We start from the raw sequence: 21072 nt of genomic DNA, 5'->3' as shown, positions 1-21072 counted from the left end.
CTGGGGGTCGTCAACGCTCGCGCCCCGGGCCCCGCGCCGCTGATCCGGGGCTGTTGCCCGGCGTTGACGGCCACTTTTGGACCTGATTGAATCGCGCCGTGGTGGCCAATGGCGCGATCCGACGTCTCGAAGAGCTGGTGTCGAAAGAGGACCTGCACCACCCCGACGCCACTGCGCTCGTCGACGGCTCGGCGCGGCTCTCGTATGGAGAGCTCGATCGCCGGAGCGACGAGCTCGCGCGCGCGCTCGTGGCCCGCGGCGTGCGGCCGGGCGACCGCGTGGCGCTCCTCGCGCCCAAGTCGTCCGAGGCGATCGTCGCCTTCGTCGGCACCCTGAAGGCCGCGGCCGTCTGCGCGCCGCTCGACGTGACGAGCCCTGCCCCTCGTCTGGTCCGGATGCTCCGGGCGCTCGAGCCCTGTCGGCTCGTGATCCACCCCGAGAGCGGCGGCCTCGCCGCGCGGTGCCTCGACGAGCTCGGGGACGCCTCCGTCTCCGAGGTCCTCCGCCTCGGCGAGGACATCGCGGCTGCGCGCGCCGAGCGGCCGGCGCCGGGAGCTGCTCCGGACGATCTGGCGGTCATCCTCTTCACGTCGGGCTCGACCGGGGAGCCGAAGGGTGTCCCCCTCACCCACGAGGCGGTGCTCCACTTCGTCTCGTGGTCCACTACCCATTTCGGAGTCGGCGCCGACGATCGCGTCTCCTGCCATTCACCACTGCATTTCGACGCCGCGCTCTGGGACATCTTCCGCGCGTTCCACGCGGGCGCGGAGCTGCATCTCGTCCCTGCGCGCGCCAACCTCCTGCCGCGATCGCTGGCGGAGTTCATCCGCGGCGCGAGGCTGACGCAGTGGGACTCGGTGCCTTCGGTCCTTGTCGGCATGGCGAGCAGAGACGTGGTGGCCCACGGCGACTTCCCCGAGCTTCGAAGGCTGATCTGGTATGGTGAGGTGTTCCCCACCAAGGCCCTTCGCTACTGGATGGAGCGCCTGCCCCACGTGACGTTCACGAACACGTACGGTCCCACCGAGACAACGATCACCGCCAGCCATTACACGGTGCCGCGCGTCCCCGACGACGACGCGCCCATCCCCATCGGCGAGGCGGTCCCCGGCAAGCGGCTCTCGGTGCTCGACGCGGATCGCCGCCCCGTGGCGCCCGGGGTGATCGGCGATCTCTACATCGGCGGCGTCGGCCTGAGCCCGGGCTACTTCCGCGATCCGGACAAGACCGCATCCGCGTTCGTCGAGGCGCCCCCCGGCTCCGGCGAGCGCCTCTACCGGACAGGCGATCTCGCGAGGATCGACGAGGCGGGGATCGTCCACTTCCACGGCCGCGCCGATCGGCAGATCAAGTCGCGCGGGTGCCGCATCGAGCTCGACGAGATCGCCGTCGCGCTGGGGCGCATCGCCGGGCTCGCGGAGAGCGCGGTCGTCGCCGTCGCCGTCGACGGCTTCGAGGGCGCGCGGATCTGCGCCGCGTACGTCCCGATGCCCGGAGCCACGCGCAGCCCGGCGGAGCTCCGCGCGGAGCTCTCGAGCTGCCTGCCCCCGTGCATGCTGCCGGCGCGCTGGCTCGCGCTCGACGGGCTGCCCAAGAACCCGAACGGAAAGATCGATCATCGCGCGCTCGAGCGGCGGTTTCTCGAGGAGAGGTAGCGCGCATGTCGGAACGAACCCCGCCGATCGCCGCCGTCCAGCAGATCCTCGGCGAGTCGCTTCACCTCGGGCCCGTGGGCGCGGACGTCGATCTCGTCGAGAGCGGCCTGATCGACTCCGCCGCCTTCATGGATCTCTTCGTCCTCCTTGAAGATCGCTTCGGGATCAGGATCGAGGCCGGCGACATGGATCTCGAGCACTTCCGCACGGCCGCCCGGATGGCGGCGTTCGTTGCGGGCAAGCAGGCGGGTCCTCCGGGGCGATGAGCGGCGCTCGAAGCCCCTGCCGGATCACGGCCTATCGCCCGGGCGACCGGGATGCCGTCGTCCACTTCCAGCGGCTGCTCTGGAACGGGGGGCCGAGCCTCAACGCCGCCTACCTGGACTGGAAGTACGGCCGCAATCCCTATCTCGATCATCGCTATCTCATGCTCGCCTGGGACGGCGACGAGCTGGCCGGGATGGTCGGCGCCTTCGGGGCCTGCTGGGAGGCGAACGGCGGCGATCGCGTGGTGCTGCCCTGCCTCGCCGACGCCGTGGTGGCGCCCGACCAGCGAGGCGGGCCCCTGTTCGGGCGCATGCTCGACGAGCTGGTCGCGCGGCTCCGCGCCGACGGGATCCCGTGGCTCCTGGATTTCGGGAACGGCCTCGCGGTCCCTGCCCTGCTGATGCAGGGGTGGAAGGCCATCGGCCCGTGGCCGCTCGCGAGCGCCAGGCGAGGAGGGCGCGTCGTCGACGCTCGCTCCTGGCCGGACGCGGAGGGCGGCGGCCTCCAGGGTTCGCGGTCCGGCGTCTCGATCCGCGCCAGCCGCGCGCCTCACCCGCCGACGATCGCCGCGCTCGCGGCGGAGGTCCCATTACCGGACGGCGTGCGGCGTCATGTGCGCGATCTGGAGTACATCACGTGGTGGAACCAGAACCCCTTGGCTCGCTATTTCTATCTCACCGCGGAGGCGGAGGGGGCGCCGTGCGGGTATCTGGTCGGCCACCGCTCGCTGGACCCGGACGACCACCCGACCCCGACGACGATCCTCGACTGCGAGGCGAGGAGCGACGAGATCTGGCTGGATCTGCTGGAGATGGCGTTGACCCACCTGCCGGGATCCACGGTGCTCCTGTGGGCGCGCGACATCTCCCCCGGGCGCCGCCACGGACTGGGCTCGGTCGGCTTCGAGGTGAAAGAGCCCACGGGACAGGTCACTCGTGACTGGCAGTTGCCGAGTCTCATCCTGCGCTCGACCGGGGTCCTGGATCCTTCGTCGCCGCTCGCCGCGCTCGACTCGCCGGCGGCCTGGGATCTGCGGGCGGTGTGCGGGCGGAGCTGGCGTTGAGCGCCGGGCGCGCCCGCTCAGCGCAGGACCTTTTGCAGGTACACGCGGCGCCGCCCGTCCTCCGACTGCGCCCGGCCGTGCTCCTCGAAGCCGAACATCCCGAGCAACGCCCGCACCTGCGTCAGATCCGGGTTCGCCTCCGAGCGCAGCACGTCGGCCCCGCCCGCCGTCGCCAGCTCGACCGCCCTCCGGAGGCAGCGGGCGCCGGCGAGGGAGCCCCTCGCCAGCCCCGCGGGGTGGACGACGAGGCGCGAGAGATACGCAGGCTTCCCCGCGGGCGGGAAGATCGCGAGGTCGGCCTCGAACGGCGGATCCCACGTCAGCGTGAACATGGCGATCGCCTCCGCCCCCTGCCGCAGGAGGTGCACCGAGCCTGCCTGCACGCGCCGCCGCGTCGTCTCCACGCGCCGCGCGGGCGCCGGGTTCTCGGGCGTCGCGTGGTGGGCGTCGCTGGCGCAGAGGAGCGCGTGGACCTCCTCCGCGTTCGAGGCGACCTCCCACGATCCCTGCGGAGACGCGATCTCGGTCACTGCATGTCCCTCTTTCACCGCTTCTTCTGGAACGGCAATCGACCCAGCCGCTCCGCGACATGGGAGGCCACGTAACCGGCGAAGAGGTGATAGAGCAGCGGCGAGAACGCCTCGCGCACCTCGCCCGCCACGGGCAACGTGAGGATCGCGTGCCTCGACACCTCGGTGTCGGCCTCGTGCACGACCGCGAACACGCGCCTCCCGAGGCCTCGCGCCGCCTCCGCGATCTCGCTCGCCCGGCGGTGGGCGCGCCCCGGAGGGGCGATGACGAAGAGGGGCATGTCGACGGGATAGGCAAACCGCTCGACGTGCCACCACTCCTCCACGTCTTCCCCGACGGTGAGGAGGCCGGTCGCCTCCACCATCTTCGCGGCGCCGAAGCGCGCGGTGCCGTGGCTCGGCCCGCTTCCCAGCATCACCATGGCAGGGGCGCCGGCGACCCTCTCGGCGGCCTCGCGACACCGTCCTTCGACGGCGCGGCGCGTGGCGTCCACGGCGTCGGCAAGCGCGACGATCTCCTGGCGGAGGGCGCCCGCGTCGGCGGTGCCCCGCGCCTCGGACAGCCGGATCGCGACCAGCAGCATCCCGAGCAGGCTGGCCTGGTACGTGCGAATCCCCGGCGAGCGCTCCTTTTCCGGCAGCGTGGCCACGACGGCGCGATCGGCGGCCCGGGTCACGGCGCTGTCCGCCGTGCAGGTCAGCGCGATCGTCGCCGCCCCGCCCTCCTTGGCGCGCTCCACGGCCTGGATCACGCGCGGGGTGCCCCCCGAGGCGGAGGTCGCGATCACCAGCGCTCTCTGCGGCGAGCGTCGGCGCATCCGCGCGCCGCCGTACTCCAGGAAGCGCTGCGAGCTCATCGCCGCGCAGGCGACCCCGCCGATCTCCTCGAAGGCCATCTCGGCGGCGCACGCGGCGTGGTGGGAGTCCCCGCTCCCCACGAGGTAAACCTCGTCGATGGACGCCCACGCCGGGGGCGAGAGCAGGGCGCGCACCTGCTCTTCGAGCGGGCCCGCGAGGGCGCGCAGATCGCTCGCCAACGCCTGGATCTCGCGGGCCATCACGGCCGGCTCGAGCTCCCTCGTCGTCGCCTGCGCCGCCGTTCCCATCAACGCTCCAGCCCGCGGACGATCTCCACGTACGCCGCGACCCGGTCCCGATCGATCCGGCCGCCCCACCCGCCCTGCTCGAGGCAGGCCCCCACGAAGGCCCCGTCGGCCGCCGCCATCAACCGCGCCGCGTTCGCGTGGTTCGTGTGGCCCGCGAGGAGGATCGGCAGCTCGGGCGCGGCCGCCCGCACGGACGCGATCATCGCGAGCGTCTTCGCCTCGTCGGGGTCGCCCAGCGACACGGCGTCCGCGCCGACGTGCTTCGCGCGCCTCGCCACCTCTGCCACGGGCTTCGCCCCGCCGAGCCACGTGAACTGCGTCGACGCCACGTCGGCGATGATCTTCACGCCCCACGCGTCGATCTTGTCGCGATACTCCATGACATCGAGCGGGTTGGCCTCGACAAGGCCGTGCTCGGTGAGCGTGGCGCCCACCAGCGCTCCGGCGCGGACGAAGCTCCCCCGGGCCACCTTCGCCACCGCGAGCGACGCCCGGATCGCGTTCCGCATCAGCTGCACGCCGATCTGGAAATCGTCGCCCGTGGCGCGCCCGATCGCGTCGACGATCAGCCCCATCGCGGTCGTGCGCGCCGGATCAGACTCGTCCTTGACGCCGTAGACGCGCTCGACGGTCTGCACCAGGCACCCGTCCGCGCCGCCCTCGCTCAGGGCGATCGCCGACTGGACCGCGACATCGAGCGTCCGCTCGAAGCTGCCTTTCTCGTGGAAGGGCGTGCCGGGCAGCGGGGCCAGGTGGATCATGCCCAGCACGGCCTTCCGTCGTCCGAGGGTCGCGAAGGTCCGCATGATGGCCGCTCACCTCGAGAACGCGTGGGTCGTGACGTGGCGGTGGATCATCCCGGGATCGAGCCGCGCCGAGGGGAAATCAGCGCGGTTGGGCGCGTCGGGGAAGGCGCCTGTCTGCAGGCACAGCCCCGCGCGCGGCCGGGCGAGGCCGTCGCCCGAGTAGACCGCGAGCCCCGGCTGATCGGTGACGACCCGCATTCGCCGGCCGGTCGAGGGCTCGAAGAGCTCCGCGGCCCACGTCGGATCGTCGAGCACGAAGCAGTCGTCGATCCGCGCATCGCCGATCTGCCGCGGCGCCCGGTAGTCGAGCCGCGTACCGGCGACGCCGGCGGGCGGGCCCCGCGGGATGAGCTCTTCGTCGCACGCGAGGACGCGCGCCGCGTTGAGCGCGAGCCGGTGATCGTCGATGGTGCCCGAGCCGGCGAGGTTCCAGAAGGCGTGATTGGTGAACGCCACGATGGTGCTCGCCGTGGTGGTCGCCCGATAGTCGAGCGTGAGCCGACCGTCGCCGTCGACTCGATAGGTGACCTCGGCCGACAGGGCGCCGGGGTAACCCTGGTCGCCGTCGGGGCGCTCGAGCCGGAGCCGGAGCGCGAGCTCACCCTGGCGGCGCTCGGCGTCGGCGCTCCACACGAATCGATCGAATCCGATGCTTCCCCCGTGGAAGTGATGCCGGCCGTAGTTGCGATCGAGCTGGTGCTCGACCCCGTCGAGCTCGAACCGACCCCCCGCGACGGCGCGCGCGAAGCGGCCGAGCGTGGACCCGATGTAAGGGTTCTTCGATCGATCCTCGTAGCTCTCGAGATCCGGGAGGCGAACGACGACGTTGTCGACCCGGCCGTCGCGATCGGGGACGAGGAGCTCGACGAGCGTCGCCCCGTAGGTCCACACGGTCACGGCGAGCCCCTTCTCCGTGTCGAGCGAGTACGCATCGACGCGGGTGGGGCCTTGCCCGGCGTGCCCCGCGGTGGTGCCGATCGTCGTCCGCCGGATGTTCATCGCCGATCGGCCGCCAGCCTAGACGTCGCGAGGCCCGAAGTCCAGGGCCGGCCCCGCCTGCGGGCCCGACGACCGGCCGGCGGGGCCGAGCGCCGTGCTACGCTCCGGCGGCGTCTTCAGCGTCTTCCAGGGTACCTCGACGATCGATGTGGCGTAGCCGCTCGGGATCCGAACCCTGGGATCATCCAAGGTGGCAGGAGGTCCAGCGTGCGGGTCTTGATCCTCGGAGGCACCGGCTTCATTGGGGCTCGCGTCGTGAACGCCTTGCGCGGGCACGACGTCTGGACCTACGAGCGCGGGCAGACAGGACACGTCTCACCGACTACGTTGCGCGGCGACCGCGCCGAGATCGCCCGGCACCGCGATCGACTCGAGCGACTCGGGGTCGACGTGGCGCTCGACATGATGCCCCGCAACGGCGCGGACGCGCGCGGCGTGCTCGATGTCTTGAGGAGCGTCGCCCCGCGCCTCGTGGCGGTGAGCAGCGGCAGCGTGTACCGGGTCTTTGGCCGCCTGCTCGGTCGGGAGGCCGGGCCGCCGAAACATACGCTCTGCGACGAGCAAGCCCCTCTGCGAACATGCCTGTTCCCCTACCGCGGCGCCTCGCCTCGACCCGCCTCGGACCCTCGCTGTTGGCTCGACGACTACGACAAGATCCCGGCCGAGGAGGCCTACCTCGCCGCCGGGGCGAGCGTGGTGCGGCTGCCGATGGTCTACGGCCCGGGCGATCCGGACCGGCGGCTCGCCGGCTACTTGCGGCGGATGGTGGACGGGCGCCGAGCGATCTGGCTGCACGCGGCCGGCGCGGCCTGGATGAACTCGAGATCGTACGTGGAGAACGTCGCCGAGGCGATCGCGTGCGTCGTCCTGCGGGGCGCGCCCGGGCGCGTGTACAACGTGGCCGAGCCCGAGGACTGCTCGGAGCGCGTGTGGATCGAGCGGATCGCCCGCGTCGTCGGTTGGGGGGGCGAGGTCGCCGTGGCTCCGGCGAGCGAGCAGGCCTGGGCACGCCCCGCCATCGAGGAATTGCCCCCCGAGGCCCGCTTCGAGCACCACGTACGCCTCGACAGCGGCCGGATCCGGCGGGAGCTGGGCTTCATCGAGCTGGTCACGGCGCCGGAGGCCCTGGAGCGGACCGTTCACGCCGAGCTGCGCGCAGGGCTGCCCTCCGTCGACTACACCCGCGAGGACGACTTCGAGCGGCGGGCATAGGGAGCGTACCCTCCCATCGAGTCACCGGAGCCGGGTGGGGAGCCGTTCAGGCGAGCGCGCGGGACATCCGGAGCTCGTCGAGGCCGTCGCTGGTCTTCGCGCCGCCGTCGAGCGCGAAGCCCGCGCGCTCGTAGAACCGGATCGCGCGCGCGTTGCCGCGCAGGACCCAGAGCTCCGCCCGCGGGAAGCCTCCCGCCGAGAGCCAGGCGAGCGCGTCAACGATGAGCGTGCGCCCGGCGCCGGTCCCCCAGGCGTCGGGGTGCGCATAGAGCGCGTAGAGTTCGCCGTGGCGCGGGTCATCGCGGCTTGGCCCGGCGCTGGCGAAGGCCACGACGCGAGCGTCGCGCTCGAGCACGGTGGTGCGTGATCCGGGCAAGGGCTCGGCGAAGTTTCGTTGCCAGCGTTGCGTCCGAGCCTCGACGGTGAGCCCGTCGAGCACGGTGTCGGGCATCAGGCCGCGGTAGGCGGCCTTCCACGCGGCGACATGCACGACGGCGATCGCCGCGGCATCGACGTCGGCGGCGGGACGGATGGACATGCGTTGAGGCTGCCACCCCGAGGCGGCCGTGGCAACGGGCGGTCCGAGCGCGCGTTGCGCCATCTCCTCTCGAAAGGCTGCGGAATACAGCGGTTTCACGCGATAGCTCTCGCCTCACCCCTTGCAGGATCTTGTATATCCCCTGGGTTCGGGACCTACGCGGCGCGCCGAGCTTTCGTTCGAGAGCTTGCAAGTGGCATAGATCTCCGCAGTTGTAGAGCGTCAGTAAACGTTACCCTCCATCCAGACGGCGCCTGGGTCACCGGCGGCAGTGCAGCCGATGCCTCGCTCACGGCCCACCACGGCAAGCCGCGCTCAGTCGTCCTCCGCGACGTGTAAGCTCTTCCACTGCTTCGAATCCTTCACCGCCGTTCACGCGCCCTGCTGGGTCTTCTTCCACGCGTTGAGGCGGAGACGGTGTCTTCCAGGCACTCTCGTAGTTCTGAATGGACGAGAACGTTGCCGCTCACCTGGGGAAGTCTCTCCAGGTCTGGCCCCGGAGCCTCTCCGCTAGATCGGCCGCATCGCTGGGCGCAAGCCTCTCGATGTCGAAGTACTGCTTGCTGTTCTGCATCCCGCCCTTGGTCGGCTTTCGGAAGTCGGTCGGATGAAGCGGGCCAAGCAGAAACACTCGCGGCTCACGCCTGCATTCGATTCGGCATTCTTTCGAGAGATCGCCGCTGCGCGGCGTTTAGCCGGATCCCCGGTCAGGCTGGAGGAGCTACCGGCTGCCTCCCGTGCCCGTGAAGGGCCATGGTCCCCACTCGCGACCATCGAGGTCCGGGAACACGACGTCGCAGATCCCCGGATCCACGTCGTCGATCCGCGCGGTGCCGTTCGGATCGAGCCGGCCGCGGACGCGCTGCCCGTCCGGCAGCGCGACGATGAACGACACGCCGGGCATCGGCCGGTTGTCGGCGTCGACCAGCGCGATCTCCACCCACGTTTTCTGCGGGCGGCGGGGAGGGCTCGTCCTGGGGGGCTCCGCCGGGGGGAGCTCCGCTGGCGTCGTCGGGCTCGCGCCGGCCGCCCGAGGCTCGGCCAGCACGATCAGCTCCTCGCGCTCGAACGCACCGCGGAGCGCGGGGAGCACGACGTCGGCGAGGAACTCGTCGTCGAACGGGTGAATGCCGATCGGCCGAACGTGGGTGACATACACGTCGACAAGGACAGCGCGGTTCTCCGGCGCAAGCGCCCAGCGGTCGAGGAGGCTGAGGACGTGGAACGGCGCCAGCGGTTCGAGCCCCTCGTCAGGCGTCGCGTCGCGTGGCACGACGAAGAGCGACTCTGCGCCGAAACCGTGGAGGATCCAGAGAGGGTGGATGGTGTCCTCCATGAGGTTCGCTCAGGGACCCACGCGCCGTGCGGCCCACGCGCGGCGAAGCGGCTCGCCGAGCCAGCCCTGCTCGGGCGGGTAGCCGACGAGCCTTCCCATCATGATCTTGTGGTGCATGAAATAGAGCGCGTCGCGCGCGACCCCGCCGTCGAGCTTGGGCTCCCCGGGCGGCGGGGCGCTGAAGTAGTTGAAGGGATCGGTGGAGAAGCGGAGCGACTCGTCCCCCACACCCGGAAAGAAATGGAGCGGAGCCTGCCCCATCGTGAAGAGCGCCGCGGCGATGCGGCGGATCACCTCGGGGCGCCGCGGCTCAGGGCCGAGGTCGGTGTTCACCCAGGTCACGATGATCGCGCTGGTCTCGTGGACATCGAGATCGAGCCCCGAAGCCATGTAACGGTGATGGAGGATGTCACGGTGCTCGCCGAGGTGGAAGCGATGCCGGACCGCTGCGCCCGGCGCGTAGGGGCTCGCGGCAGGAAGGAAGATCGCGCTCGGCCAGAGCCCCGACGCCGCCTGGACGGCGCGCAGCTCCTCGTCGGTCTGGACGTCGAGGTACGCAGTCTCCTGCGCGGCCTCGATGAACCAGCGCCCCCAGAACACCATGTCTTCAGGTCGTACGTTCGGTTTTGCCATGAGGCGGCGCTCCTCGTCTCGCTTCGCGCGCAGGTGGTCGGCCCGGGCTGTGATCGCCGGCAGGCCCGGCGCTGTCTGTGGAGCGTCCGGCGACGCGCGCGGCCCGCCGCAGCCCGCGACGACGAGCGCGAGCGCGAGCGCGAGGCCGAGCCTATCGGTACGTGCAGACGATCTCATCGACCCGGTTCATGATCGCGCCCGTCTCCGGCGAGCGGATCTGCGATAGCCACACCAGCCCATAGAACACCTTGATCACGTCCGCGGGCTCCTTGAAGTTTCCCTCGGGTACCCCGCCGCCGAGGTATCGCGTCGTCCCGCCGTGGGTGAATTTGAGGCAAGCCTCGTAGGAGTTGAAGACGCTCCCCGGCGGGATGAGCTCGCCCACGGCGACCTCGCGATCTGCCAGGGCCAGAAGCTGCACCACCGGCGCGCCGTCGATGAGGTGGCTTCGCATCTGATTGCGGTTGAGCCCACCGGCGACCCGCATCCGCCCCGCCATGAAGCGGTATTTGCTCGCGTCCGGGTCCGGCGGGAGGAGGCTGTCCTCCAGCGCGGTCTTGCCCTGATCGACGTCGGCGTGCGCGTAGACGACGGCCATGCGCGCCTCGCCCGGGCAGCCGATCTGCAGCAGCATCCCGCGCACGTAGCGGACGATGGCTTGACACTCGGCCCGCTGCGCCCGGAAGTCGACGATCGGCCACGCCCCCGCCTGCGCCATGCCTGGTGTTTCGTTGTAATAGTGCGGGTGGCCGAGCTCCGCGGGGACCGACGCATCAGGCTCGATGGTGTAGCCTGGGACGGTGGCGATGAGGATCCGCGCGATCACGTGAGGATCGTGCGGATCCATCGGCTCGCCGGTGTCGGGGTCGTCGGCCCTGGGCGCCTGCAGCGCCATCTCGCGCGTGATCCGCACGGCCGCGGCCAACCGCTTGTGGGTGATGCCGTCCTCCAGCGGCGCGGGCTCGGGGCCGAAGGGCGTGTGCAGGGGGACGCCGGCGGGGACGGGGGTGTCGAAGGTGACGAAGAGATCGTGCGGGCCGGTCGCCCCGAGATCGAATGTCTGCCCTCCGATGGTCGCCGTCCAGCGGAGGGAGCGGGCGAGGCAGTCTGCGACCTCGTCGGGGAGCGCGCCCTTCGCCGTGAGCTCGACGCGCGTCGTCGGGACCGCGGCGCCGATCAAAAAATTGCCTTCGAACTCGAGGAAGGGCTCGTCGCCGGAGGGCTTACCGTGGAGCGTCCCCTCGAGAGGGCCGACGTCGGCGCCCTCGATCCTCAACTCGACCGCGACGGTGACGGTCGTGCGCTTGGTGAAGCTGGCCGGGAGGCTCTGCCCCGGCGTCCAGTGCGCGCCGCCCATCTGGGCTGTGTAGAGCGTCCCGCCCGGGCGCCAGTCGGTGAGGTTGTCCGCGATGAGCCCGTGATCGGAGAGGAAGGTGAGCCGCTCGATGGTGACGCGCTGGACCTTCTTCCTCAGCGCGTTCCTGTGCGTCAACCCGCGGGCCGTGCGCATCACTCGAAGCTTGCCCTGATCGGTCATCGCGCGGCGGCTCCTCGGGGCTATCCGTCATGAAACACGCGCAAGTCAGCGCGCGTCGCGTCGTCGAGCGCCCCGTCGGCGCGGGACAGGCCGCGGAAGCGTTGGTAGGCGGCGAGGGCCGCCTCCGTCTCCGCATCGAGCACGCCGCTGACCGGGCAGGCGAAACCCAGGTTGTCGAGGCGGGCCTGAACGCCGCCGATCGTCTCGATCGGCTCGAGCTCACCGAGGAGGAGCGACCATCGATCTTCGAGCTCGGGCGCGCCCCGGGGGCGGAGCACCAGCTCGGCCTCCGTCGCTTCGGGCGGGATGGGATGATCGATGAGGCCGCCCGGCGCCACGGTGCCTGTGAAGGAGCGCCCGCCGACGCGGAGCTCGTAGTCGTTGGGGAGCGAGCCCTCGTAGACAAGGCGGAGCCGCGTCGGCGCGGCGGTCGCTTGAAATACGGTGCGTGCGCCGGTAGCCGCCTCCTCGACGCGAGGCTCCTTGTCCGGAATATACACCTTGTCGCCGCGGACGAGCAGGTTGGGATTGGGCCGGAGCGCGCGGAGCGCGTCGTTGTGAGGGTCCTGGTAGAGCGTGCGCCAGTCGAGGAAGCCGTGCCGTTGAGCGATGCTCGACAGGCACTCTCCGCGGTCGACGACGTGGATGAACCCCATGCGCTGTGGTGAGCGCCGCGCGACCGGGCGCCCGATCTCCGTTACGCCAACTCGCGAGCCTGGTCAAGGCGCGGCGCGGGCCGTGCCGCGAAGGCCGTGTTGCGTCGAGCGGGGAGCGGGTGGTAACTTCGACGTTGGCCGCGCTCCCGGTCGCTTCGTCTTCATGGATCTCCACAACGACACGCCCCTCTGCGCGCGGCTCCACACGGGTTTCACCGGCCCGACCGCGGCGGTGGGCATGCTCGTCGCGCGGATGACCTGGCGGCTCGATGACGCGGGCTCGCTCGCGCCGAGCGACGATCGATGGCCCGTCTTCACCGAGGCGCTCACGACGGAGGTCGGCGTCTTCCCGCCCGACCTCGTGCCGGGCCACGCGGGCTGCGACGTGGTGCTCACCGGCGTCGCGCGCACGGCGGCGCCCGTCACCTCGCTCGCGCTCTCGTTGAGGGTAGACGCGTTCGAAGCGCGGCTCGACGCCATCGGCGATCGGATCTGGCATGAGCGCAGGGGCGAGCTCGTACCCAGCGATCCCGCGCCGTTCACCGAGATGCCACTGGCCTGGTCGCGCGCGTTCGGCGGCGCAGCCCGCCACGAGGGCGCCGATGCGCCGTATCCGCTGAACCCCGCGGGCCGAGGGTTCTATCTCCGGCGGGAAGACGCGCTGGGCATGCCATTGCCCAACCTGGAGCGGCCCGACGAGCGAATCGCGACATGGCACGACCGGCCTCTGCCGGCCTGCTGGGCGCCGGTGAAGGACTCCTTGGGGTGGCACCTCGTCCGCGTCGCGCGCGAGGCGGCGAGCGCGCCAGACGACGAGGCACGGGCCGAGCTCCTTGCGAGCGCGTCCGAGCGCGCGACGATGTCGGCGGCGCAGCCCGACATGATCGCGCCCGAGGTGCGCGAGGGGGCCGAGGTCGTGCTCGCTGGCGTCGCCCCCGACGAGCTCCGTTTCCGCATTCCGGCGCTCGACCCGCGCGTCCGCGTCGACACCGGACAGGTGATCTTCGAGGCGACGGTGCCGGTCGCGGGGCTCTGGGTGCTTCTGGGCCAGCGGCTGGTCGTCGTCACGTACCGTGTCGAGTTTCAGTACCCCTATCTCCGCCGGAGGCGGCGCGCCGCCGCGCTCGTCCTTGGCCCGGGGCGCGCCGCGCCGCAGGCCGAGGAGCAGCGCGGCGGCCATTGAAAGGATCGACCACCCATGGGCGTCCCCTGCATGCCGGTGCGGCCTTCGTGCTTCGTTCAGAGCATCGACCTTCACGGCGCGCTCGGCACGCTCATCGCCCCGCCGGCCCCGCCCGTGCCGTTCACGCCCTCCGACATCACGATGTGGTTCGCGTTTTCGAACACGCACTACGGCACCGGCGACCGGCCGGTGGCGAGCGTCCTCATCTGCGGCGAGCCGGCGATCAACAAGGGCGCAGACACCAAGGAGAACCGCCCCCATCTCGTGATCATCGGCGCCGTCCCGCCGAACGTCGTCGTCGGGCCCATCGTGGATCTCGGCTTCTTCGTCCTCGTGATCATGGTGGGCGCGACCAAACCCGTGTGGGGCCCGACCACCGTGAAGGCCGGCGGCAAGAGCGTGGCGGTGATCGCCGTCCCCTACTCGCCCTTCTGCCCCTTCAACCAGCTCGTCTGCACCGATCCGTTCGACATGCCGCTCGGCATCTCGATGCAGGCGCCGACCAGCGTCTTCGCCGGGATGTCGCTCGCCGATTATCTCCTCTGCATGGCCAGCATCGCGGTGGACATGCTGCTCTCGTTCCTCTTGAACCTCCTCTTCGGCGGGCTGAAGGGAACGGGGAAGTTCTTCGGAAAGAGGGTTTTCAAAGCGATCATGCGGCGCATCGCGCCGAAGCTGCGGGGCCTGCTCGGCAAGGGGCTGGCGCCCGTATTTGATTGGATCGTCGAGAAGGTCAGCGAGAAGGTGGGGAAGGTCCTTGGAGAGCAGGCGGGCGAGGCGATCGGGAAGTGGCTTGGTAAGACCGCTGAGGAGAAGGCCAAGAAGGCGACGAGCGACAAGCTCGGCGGCCTGAGCCCCGACGATCTGCTCGGCTTTGGAAACGACCCGCCTCTCTGGGCGCGTTGAGCGCCGCCATGGCACGACGCATGAGCACCGAAGCCCCGGTCACGTCGATTTCCCACTTCACCAAGGACACGCAGGGGAGGCGCTACGCGCACGTCCTGGCGAAGCGCACCTATCGCCTGCCGCGGACGCGCGCCCCGGAGGTCGCGCCCGAGCAGCTCGCCATCGTGAGCGAGCTCGTCCACCACGGCGACGACGAAGAGAGCCCGGTCAAAGACGAGCCGGACTTCTTCGCGTGCCCGCGGGGCGGGACCGACGTCCTCGTGCAAGGGAGCGCCTTCAGCCCGCGCGGACCTTGCCGCGACCTCACGGTGAGCGTCGCGGTCCAGCGCGCCGGCGCGACCCGCGAGCAGGCCGAGCGGTCGGCGCGCCGTATCCGGGTCTTCGGTGATCGGACTGCGCGCTTCTACGCGGGCTCGATCTCGTTCTCGGATCCCGAGCCTTTCGAGGTGATGCCGCTCTCGTATACGCGCGCCTACGGGGGTCGCGATCGGGCCGCCGACGCGACCCGACCGGACGACTTCGCGACCTGGATGGCGAGGCTCGCCGAGGAGGACGTCGAGGACCTGTCCCCCTACGAGTACCCGCGCAACCCGCTGGGCCGCGGATACCTCGTCTACCCCGACGCCGCGGCGGTGGAGGGCGCGGCGATGCCCAACCTGGAACTGCCTCATGACCTTTTGACGCCGGAGCGCCTCGTCCTCGGGAGCGCGGAGCGCTGGCCCACAGCGCCGCGCCCGGCGGGGTTCGACTGGACCGGGCAGGACTGGTTTCCGCGCGCCGCCCTCATGGGCGTCGCGCCCACCTTCGAGGGTCGCGCAGAGGACGTGCCCGAGGTGAAGGAGGGGTATCTGCCCGCCGCGCTGCTCGAGGGCGACGTCTTCGATCACCTCGGGAACGCGCACTCGCCGCGCTTCTTCCACGGCGCGCCCGCCTGGATGATCTTCCCCGACTTCACGGGCGATGAAGTGATCCGGATCGAGCACATGCACCCGGAGCGCCCGGCGATGGAGGTGCCCTTGCCCCACGAGCGGCCGCAGATGATCCTCGAGCTCTTCGGCGGCGCGCCCCGGGAGCTCGCGCCGGGGCTCCGCACCGTGATCCTGCGCCCGGACAGAGAGCTCCTTGTCTGCGTGTGGGTGGGAACGATGCCGGTCGACAGGGCGCCGACCGAGATGCAGCTCGAGAAGGCGCGCCACGCGGTACGGTGGAGCCGATGATCTGGGTGAGGGGGAATGAACACGCGCCGTGAGCCGCTCGCCGGGCAGGCGATGGAGATCGATGACGTACCCCTCGTCGAGGCGGTGGATACCGTCGCGACGGCGCGGCGGGACGAGCGAATCCCGATCCGCTGGGGCAAGACGATCCAGGTGACCTCGGCGCCCGATCACGAGCGCGTGGTCCTCGTGAGCGGGACGGGGCGCGTCGAGCTCACCCTCGAGATCACCGCCTCCGGCGCGAAGGTGGTGCTCGACGCGACCGACGTCGAGCTCCGCGCGAGCCGTGAGGTGGCGGTCGCCTGCGACAGCTTCAAGGTCGCGGCCCGCCGCTTCGAGGTCGACGCGGCCGAGGTTGCGGTGATCACCGCGCAGGACGCGGCGATCACCGCGACCGAGGGCGACGTGGCGATCACCGCGAACGACGACGTGAAGGTGAACGGCGAGCGCGTGCTGCTCAACAGCGACGGGGAGTTGCGGGTGCCGGGCTGGATGAAAGCGCAGCTCTCCGCCACCCTCAGCGCAGCACCCGCGGCGCCCGCCGAGCCGGCGACCGTGGCTGCATCGGACGTGTCGGGGGACGAGGACCTGCTCCGCGCGTTCGACGAGGGCGCGCGAGAGGGGTGAGAGACGGGCGCGCGATGGATGCCGAGGAGCTCACATGGAACCGGAAGGGGCAGCTCGGGCCCGGACAGCGCCGCGAAATCGAGGCGCAGCTCGGTGCGTGGCTCGCGCGTCCTGAGTACGACGACTGGCGGCGCGATCTCGCGGACGGGCGGGTCGTCGCGTTCGAGGGTGAGGTGGTCTTCGATTTTCAAGCGCTCCGCGACAAGCGTTCGGCAGATGCGCCCCAACCTGGCCGGCTTGAGCCGGTGCAGGCGGCCTATTTCGCTGTGGCGCCGCGGCAGGCGCCCGCGCTGCTCGCACCCTGGCTCGGACTCCCACCGGGCCCTTACCGGCTCTACCTCGCGCCCCACGCGCGGACCGTCGTCGGCGCCGAGCCGATGGCCTCGCCCGAGGTGTACCAAACGAACCTCCACGCGGTCCTCCGCGGCGCGCAGGACCTCACGGAAGCGGCGCTGGCAGCGAACCGGAGCGGCCGAATGAGCGCCGAGCAGAGCGCGGCGCTCGGGGCACGGCGGGGCACGGACGCGGCGTTCGCGTCGAGGCTCGGGTGCGCCGGCGTGTTCTTCCTGCTCCTGGCGACCGGGGGTGCGCTCCTGGATGGGCTCTCCGGCCCGAGCTCCGCTGGCCGCGCCGCGCGGTGGCCGGCGCTGCTCGCCGTCGCAGGGGGTGCGTTCGCGCTCGCCATCGTCGCGGCCGTCCACCGGCGCTTCGCGCGAGCCGCCGAAGCGGAGGACGCGCGCGAGGGGCGCGCCGTCGCCGTCGAGGGACCGTGCACGAAGCAGCTCGTGGTCCAGCGCCACGGCCGGATCCGGCGATCGCTGCGGATGGGCGATCGCTCGTTCGACGTGTCGCACCAGGGCGAGCTCTTCGCGGCCGTCGTCGAGGGGCCGATCTACCGTGCCTACGCTGCGCCGCGCTCGGGGCGGCTCCTCGCGATCGAGCCCACGCGGGTGCAGCTCTCGTTCGGATCGGGATAGAGTGAGCGTGCGGCACAGGTCACAGAGCGCTGGAGTGTCGAATGGATAAGGACTTCACGTTCGCCTGGGAGGGGGCCAGCTCCTCGGAAGGCCCCTGGCACCACCTCGAGGTGCTCGAGTTCCGAGGGACCGAGGCCATCAACGCTCTCTACGAGTTCGAGATCGATCTCGTGCGCCGCGGTCACGCGCCCGACGTCGATGTCTCCGACCTGGTGGGCGCGCGCGCCGCGCTGCGGATCCGCACCTGGACCGACCCGCCATTCCGGATCATCCATGGCCTCATCAGCACGGCGCGGGAGCTCGGCGATGTCTCGTTCGGGACGCGCTATCGTGTTACCCTGGTCCCGCCCTTCTTCCGCGCCACGATGATGAAGAAGAGCGTCATTTACCTGGAGAAGACGCTCAAGCACATCCTCGAGCAGGCCCTGACGCGGACCGCCTGGGGCGCCGGGCTCACGCTCTCGAAGAGCGACTCGCCGCCCGGCGACGACGGCGATGAGAGCGCGTTCAAGCCCGCTGCGGCGACCTACCTGTGGTCGATCCACGACCTCAGACGCCTCGTCGACGACGCGGCCAGGCCCTACTGCGTGCAATACCAGGAGACTGACTTCGCCTTCATCGCGCGGCTCCTCGAGGAAGAGGGGATCTCCTACCACTTCGAGCACACGCGCGACGAGTGCCGCCTGGTGATCACCGATGCCGACGACGGCCGCCCCCTCCTCCCGGACAAGAGCCCGCTCGGACCGAGCATCCTGGGGCGCGAGGTGCACGCGTTCCAGGTCGGCGCGCGCGTGCGCCCCAAGGCAGCCTCTCTCAGCGATTTCAACTGGTGCAAGCCCCAGCTCGATCTGATCGTGTCGTCCCCTGCGGGCGTGACCGACTTCCAGGTTTACCAGCACCCGGGCCGCTACGAGCACTCCAGGGAGACGGGCGAGGCGCTCGCCGAGAAGATCGAGCAGCGCTTCGACACCGAACGGCAGTTCGCCTCCGGCGAGGGGCATTGCCGGCTGCTCGGCGCAGGCACCCTGTTCACGCTCGATCACCCGAACGCGCGCTGGTCCGGGAGGTATCTGGTGACCGCGATCCGGCACCACGGCCATGAGCGCGGCAGCTTCGCGACGCGCGGCTCGGACACCGCGCCGTACACCAACGTCTTCGAGGCGATCCGCTGTGGCGCCGTCGCCAAGACAGGCGAGTCCAACTTCCGCCCGGCGCGCGCCACGCCGCGCCCGCGGATCGTCGGGAGCCAGACGGCGATCGTCACCGCGGAACCGAACGCGGCCGAGGCCGAGATCAACGTGGGCGGGCCCGAGAACGCCGGCTGCGTGCGGGTGCGCTTTCACTGGGATGTCGACGTGGGACGTCACGAGAAGGAGGCGACCTCCTGCTGGGTTCGCGTCAGCAACCTCTTCGCCGGCAGCCGGGGGCACGGCGCGATCTGGAACCCGCGCGTGGGCGACGAGGTGATCGTTGATTTCCTGGAGGGCGATCCGGACCGGCCGATCGTCACGGGGCGTGTGTACAACGGCGCTAACCCAGCGCCCGAGAACGCGGCCAGCCGGCCGACGTACAGCGCGCTCAAGAGCTATACGAGCCCGTTCGACGGTAACTACAACCTCCTGTCGTTCGAGGACCAGAAGGGCCAGGAGCGGATCGACATCCATGCAGCGCGCGACTACGTGACCAAGGTCAAGCACAACCAGAGCGTCGAGGTGGTCGGGTCACAGTCGACCAGCGCGGGTTCGATCTCGGTGAGCTCGGGCTCGACGATCACCATGACCGCGAAGACCGACATCAAGGAGCTTGCCGGCGCGAACATGCAGCTCGCCGCCGAAGGGGGCGACTTGGAGGCGACGGCCTCGAGGGACATGCACCTGGGCGCCGACAGCAACATCTCGTTGCGCGCCGGCACGGAGGTGAACGTCCAGGCCGGCAACAACGCGGTCGTGACGTCCCCCTGGATCGATCTGCGAGGCGGCGAGAAGCTCCGCGCCGGCGCGGCGGTCGTCGAGATCAACGCCGGCAGCAACCTGAACGCCAACGCCGCCTGGATCGACATCAACGGCTCCGCGAAGATCCGCGTCGGCACCGCGCTCTACGAGCTCAACGCCGCCACCGTGCTGGTGAACGGCGGCGCGGTGTCGATCCAAGGGGACGTGAAGATCACGGGAGGGACGGTTGACATCAGCGGAAGCACGGTGACGGTCACCGGAGGCACGGTGAAGCTCAACTGCTGACGAAGTCGAGGAGAGCGATGACCGACGCGAACGGCGCGACGCACGGCGGGCTCGGGAGCGGAGAAGACGACGGCGAGGAGACGACGCACGGCGGGCTCACGATCGCGCGGTACGGAGAGATCATGGCGCACGTGCGCTATTTCCCTCGCGCCAAGAAGCATGAAGTGCTCGCGCGTCTCGGGGTCGACGAGGAGGACTGGGAGGAGGCCGTCTCCTCGTGGACCGACGCGCTCGCCGACGCGAGCGAGCGGGAGGACGAGGGGCTCTCGCGGCAGTTCGGGCTCGCGGTGGCGCAGACGAAGGACCGGCTCGCCCGCGAGAAGCCGCCCATTGCGTCGCTTGGTCCGCTGCCCGGCGAGCGCGAGAAGAAGCCGGCGACGGCGCAGCAGCTGCCACTGCGGCCGGTTGTCGAGCCGAGCGCGCCGCCTCCGGCCCAGCCGATACGGAACCTCGCGCCGCCTCCGCTCGGGCTTGTGGCGCCGCCCGTGCCTCCCACGCCCGTCGCGCCGGCCTTCGTGATGCCGAAGGGCATGAGGCACTGGACCCACATTCATGGGACGCAGCCCGCGCTCGCAAATGCGCCCGTGAAGCCGGCGCTTCCGTTCTCGTCCGGCGAGCCGGGCGACAGGTCTGGCTCGCCATCCCACGCGGCTGCCCCCGCGGAGGCCTCGCGGGCGCTGGGCCCCGCCGCGCCGCGGGTGGGGGGCGAAACGCTCGATATCTCGTCGGTCGTAGCGGCCGTGCTGGCGCAGGGGAGCTCCGTGAGGCCGGCGTCGGCCGTCCCGCAAGGGACGCCCAACGTGCGGACCTCACTCGCGCCGCACGACGTGCTTCCCGCGGACGCGGCGCCGGGGCCACCCACGCTGACGCTGGAGCAATATGCATCGCTCTGCGTGGAGTTCGCGGCGGCGCCGGGTCAGGCGCAGGAGATCTCGTCGCGGTACGGGCTCACGCAGGAGCAATGGACGAATGTCAACGCTTACTGGACAGGGCGGATGTCGAGCGAGCCGGCGGTGCGGGCGGCGTGGGAACGGGCCTGTGTAACCTACAGGCAGTGGCTGATGCGCAGATAGAGGAAGCCCACGCTACAGCTTCAAGCGATTCCAAAGGCCTTCAGCAAGGCCGCGAGAGATCCATGACCGTCGCTTGGCACGCCCCTACTCGGACACGACCAGCTCCGGCCGGGGGAGAGGGTCCCCAAGCAAGCACGACGCATCCGGTCGATGCCTCATCAGGGCCACGGGCTATCGGAATAGCTCGGCGCAGGGCGATAGTGAATCCGGGCGCGCGCAACGGAGCCACTCACACAGCTAGACCCGGACCCAGGGAGCTGCCGTACCCAACGTTGGCCAAATCTCGAGTCCACCCAGTCGGCGGCTGACCCCTTCCCGTCCCTCTTCTCAACCGCGGCAATTATCGGAACCCACAGCAGATTTCAGCGGAGGAGAAGGGATTCGAACCCCTGGTTGAGTTGCCCCAACGGCGGTTTTCAAAACCGCTGCCTTCGACCGCTCGGCCACTCCTCCAAACATCCAGAACGACTCGCTTTTCTGCCTCTTCTACCGCCCCCTGTCAACGCCGCCCTGAGAA

General features: G+C 70.7%; 21 protein-coding genes and 1 tRNA gene. 11 read left to right on the top strand and 11 right to left on the bottom strand.

The genetic code is table 11. The annotated features are described in order from the left end of the window. Positions 1-137: 137 nt before the first annotated feature. Genes WMF39_RS44420 through WMF39_RS44410 form a run of 3 tightly spaced genes read left to right on the top strand, consistent with a single transcriptional unit; the run spans position 138 to position 2985 of the window. A complete protein-coding gene (locus tag WMF39_RS44420) occupies positions 138-1655 on the top strand; it encodes an amino acid adenylation domain-containing protein (protein WP_437742474.1) in 1518 nt (505 codons plus the stop codon). A 5-nt stretch (positions 1656-1660) separates the two neighbouring features. Further along, complete coding sequence (locus WMF39_RS44415) at positions 1661-1921, top strand: acyl carrier protein (RefSeq protein ID WP_437742473.1); 261 nt, start codon at positions 1661-1663, stop codon at positions 1919-1921. Beyond that, positions 1918-2985: a GNAT family N-acetyltransferase gene (locus WMF39_RS44410; RefSeq protein WP_437742472.1), complete on the top strand. Its 1068-nt coding sequence runs from the start codon at positions 1918-1920 to the stop codon at positions 2983-2985. Before WMF39_RS44415 ends, WMF39_RS44410 begins: the two co-directional genes overlap by 4 nt. Before the next feature lie 17 nt (positions 2986-3002). On the opposite strand, the gene WMF39_RS44405 is transcribed toward WMF39_RS44410, so the two are convergent. From WMF39_RS44405 to WMF39_RS44385, 5 genes are read right to left on the bottom strand one after another with little or no spacing between them, the layout of a single operon-like run. Beyond that, positions 3003-3515 carry a hypothetical protein gene (locus tag WMF39_RS44405; RefSeq protein ID WP_437742471.1) on the bottom strand — a complete coding sequence of 171 codons (513 nt, stop codon included), beginning with the start codon at positions 3513-3515 and terminating at the stop codon, positions 3003-3005. 14 nt (positions 3516-3529) lie between these two features. Beyond that, positions 3530-4621 (bottom strand): SIS domain-containing protein, encoded by a 1092-nt coding sequence (locus WMF39_RS44400; protein WP_437742470.1) that lies wholly within the window; start codon positions 4619-4621, stop codon positions 3530-3532. Next, positions 4621-5427: a BtpA/SgcQ family protein gene (locus WMF39_RS44395; protein WP_437742469.1), complete on the bottom strand. Its 807-nt coding sequence runs from the start codon at positions 5425-5427 to the stop codon at positions 4621-4623. The genes WMF39_RS44400 and WMF39_RS44395 overlap by 1 nt, the downstream gene beginning before the upstream one ends. Before the next feature lie 9 nt (positions 5428-5436). Continuing rightward, the gene (locus WMF39_RS44390) at positions 5437-6426 is read right to left on the bottom strand and encodes an aldose epimerase family protein (RefSeq protein WP_437742468.1); all 990 of its coding nucleotides are present in this window, start codon (positions 6424-6426) and stop codon (positions 5437-5439) included. An 18-nt stretch (positions 6427-6444) separates the two neighbouring features. Next, complete coding sequence (locus WMF39_RS44385; RefSeq protein WP_437742467.1) at positions 6445-6615, bottom strand: hypothetical protein; 171 nt, start codon at positions 6613-6615, stop codon at positions 6445-6447. 18 nt (positions 6616-6633) lie between these two features. On the opposite strand from WMF39_RS44385, the gene WMF39_RS44380 reads away from it, so the two are divergent. Beyond that, on the top strand, positions 6634-7638 hold the full coding sequence (locus WMF39_RS44380) for an NAD-dependent epimerase/dehydratase family protein (protein ID WP_437742466.1): 1005 nt from the start codon (positions 6634-6636) through the stop codon (positions 7636-7638). Between the two features lie 46 nt (positions 7639-7684). Here the strand turns inward: WMF39_RS44380 and WMF39_RS44375 are convergent, their stop codons facing one another. The 5 genes from WMF39_RS44375 to WMF39_RS44355 all read right to left on the bottom strand — a co-directional run bounded on the left by WMF39_RS44375 (position 7685) and on the right by WMF39_RS44355 (position 12338). After that, entirely contained in the window at positions 7685-8176 is a 492-nt protein-coding gene (locus WMF39_RS44375; protein ID WP_437742465.1) for an N-acetyltransferase family protein, read from the bottom strand. Positions 8177-8897: 721 nt separating this feature from the next. Continuing rightward, positions 8898-9512 (bottom strand): hypothetical protein, encoded by a 615-nt coding sequence (locus WMF39_RS44370; RefSeq protein WP_437742464.1) that lies wholly within the window; start codon positions 9510-9512, stop codon positions 8898-8900. A gap of 9 nt (positions 9513-9521) precedes the next feature. Further along, positions 9522-10145: a hypothetical protein gene (locus tag WMF39_RS44365; protein ID WP_437742463.1), complete on the bottom strand. Its 624-nt coding sequence runs from the start codon at positions 10143-10145 to the stop codon at positions 9522-9524. A gap of 151 nt (positions 10146-10296) precedes the next feature. Further along, entirely contained in the window at positions 10297-11682 is a 1386-nt protein-coding gene (locus WMF39_RS44360) for a hypothetical protein (RefSeq protein ID WP_437742462.1), read from the bottom strand. Positions 11683-11702: 20 nt separating this feature from the next. After that, positions 11703-12338, bottom strand: a complete 636-nt coding sequence (locus WMF39_RS44355) for a PGRP and LysM peptidoglycan-binding domain-containing protein (RefSeq protein WP_437742461.1) — start codon at positions 12336-12338, stop codon at positions 11703-11705. A gap of 163 nt (positions 12339-12501) precedes the next feature. Between WMF39_RS44355 and WMF39_RS44350 the strand changes: the two genes are divergently transcribed. Genes WMF39_RS44350 through WMF39_RS44320 form a run of 7 tightly spaced genes read left to right on the top strand, consistent with a single transcriptional unit; the run spans position 12502 to position 20555 of the window. Further along, positions 12502-13521 (top strand): DUF2169 domain-containing protein, encoded by a 1020-nt coding sequence (locus WMF39_RS44350; RefSeq protein WP_437742460.1) that lies wholly within the window; start codon positions 12502-12504, stop codon positions 13519-13521. A gap of 15 nt (positions 13522-13536) precedes the next feature. Continuing rightward, positions 13537-14427, top strand: coding sequence for a hypothetical protein (locus tag WMF39_RS44345; RefSeq protein WP_437742459.1), 891 nt, complete (start codon positions 13537-13539; stop codon positions 14425-14427). Between the two features lie 20 nt (positions 14428-14447). After that, positions 14448-15644, top strand: a complete 1197-nt coding sequence (locus WMF39_RS44340) for a DUF2169 family type VI secretion system accessory protein (protein WP_437742458.1) — start codon at positions 14448-14450, stop codon at positions 15642-15644. 15 nt (positions 15645-15659) lie between these two features. Beyond that, the gene (locus WMF39_RS44335; protein ID WP_437742457.1) at positions 15660-16268 is read left to right on the top strand and encodes a hypothetical protein; all 609 of its coding nucleotides are present in this window, start codon (positions 15660-15662) and stop codon (positions 16266-16268) included. A gap of 14 nt (positions 16269-16282) precedes the next feature. Further along, positions 16283-17245, top strand: a complete 963-nt coding sequence (locus tag WMF39_RS44330) for a hypothetical protein (protein ID WP_437742456.1) — start codon at positions 16283-16285, stop codon at positions 17243-17245. 41 nt (positions 17246-17286) lie between these two features. Beyond that, complete coding sequence (locus WMF39_RS44325; protein ID WP_437742455.1) at positions 17287-19482, top strand: type VI secretion system Vgr family protein; 2196 nt, start codon at positions 17287-17289, stop codon at positions 19480-19482. 17 nt (positions 19483-19499) lie between these two features. Beyond that, the gene (locus WMF39_RS44320; protein WP_437742454.1) at positions 19500-20555 is read left to right on the top strand and encodes a hypothetical protein; all 1056 of its coding nucleotides are present in this window, start codon (positions 19500-19502) and stop codon (positions 20553-20555) included. Positions 20556-20921: 366 nt separating this feature from the next. Here the strand turns inward: WMF39_RS44320 and WMF39_RS44315 are convergent. Continuing rightward, a tRNA-Ser gene (locus WMF39_RS44315) sits at positions 20922-21008 on the bottom strand. Positions 21009-21072: the final 64 nt, after the last annotated feature.

Source organism: Sorangium sp. So ce1504 (assembly GCF_051521635.1).
Classification (GTDB): domain Bacteria; phylum Myxococcota_A; class Polyangia; order Polyangiales; family Polyangiaceae; genus Sorangium; species Sorangium cellulosum_B.
The sequence above is the reverse complement of the archived record's forward strand: the minus strand, read 5'-3'. Positions and strand labels throughout refer to the sequence as shown.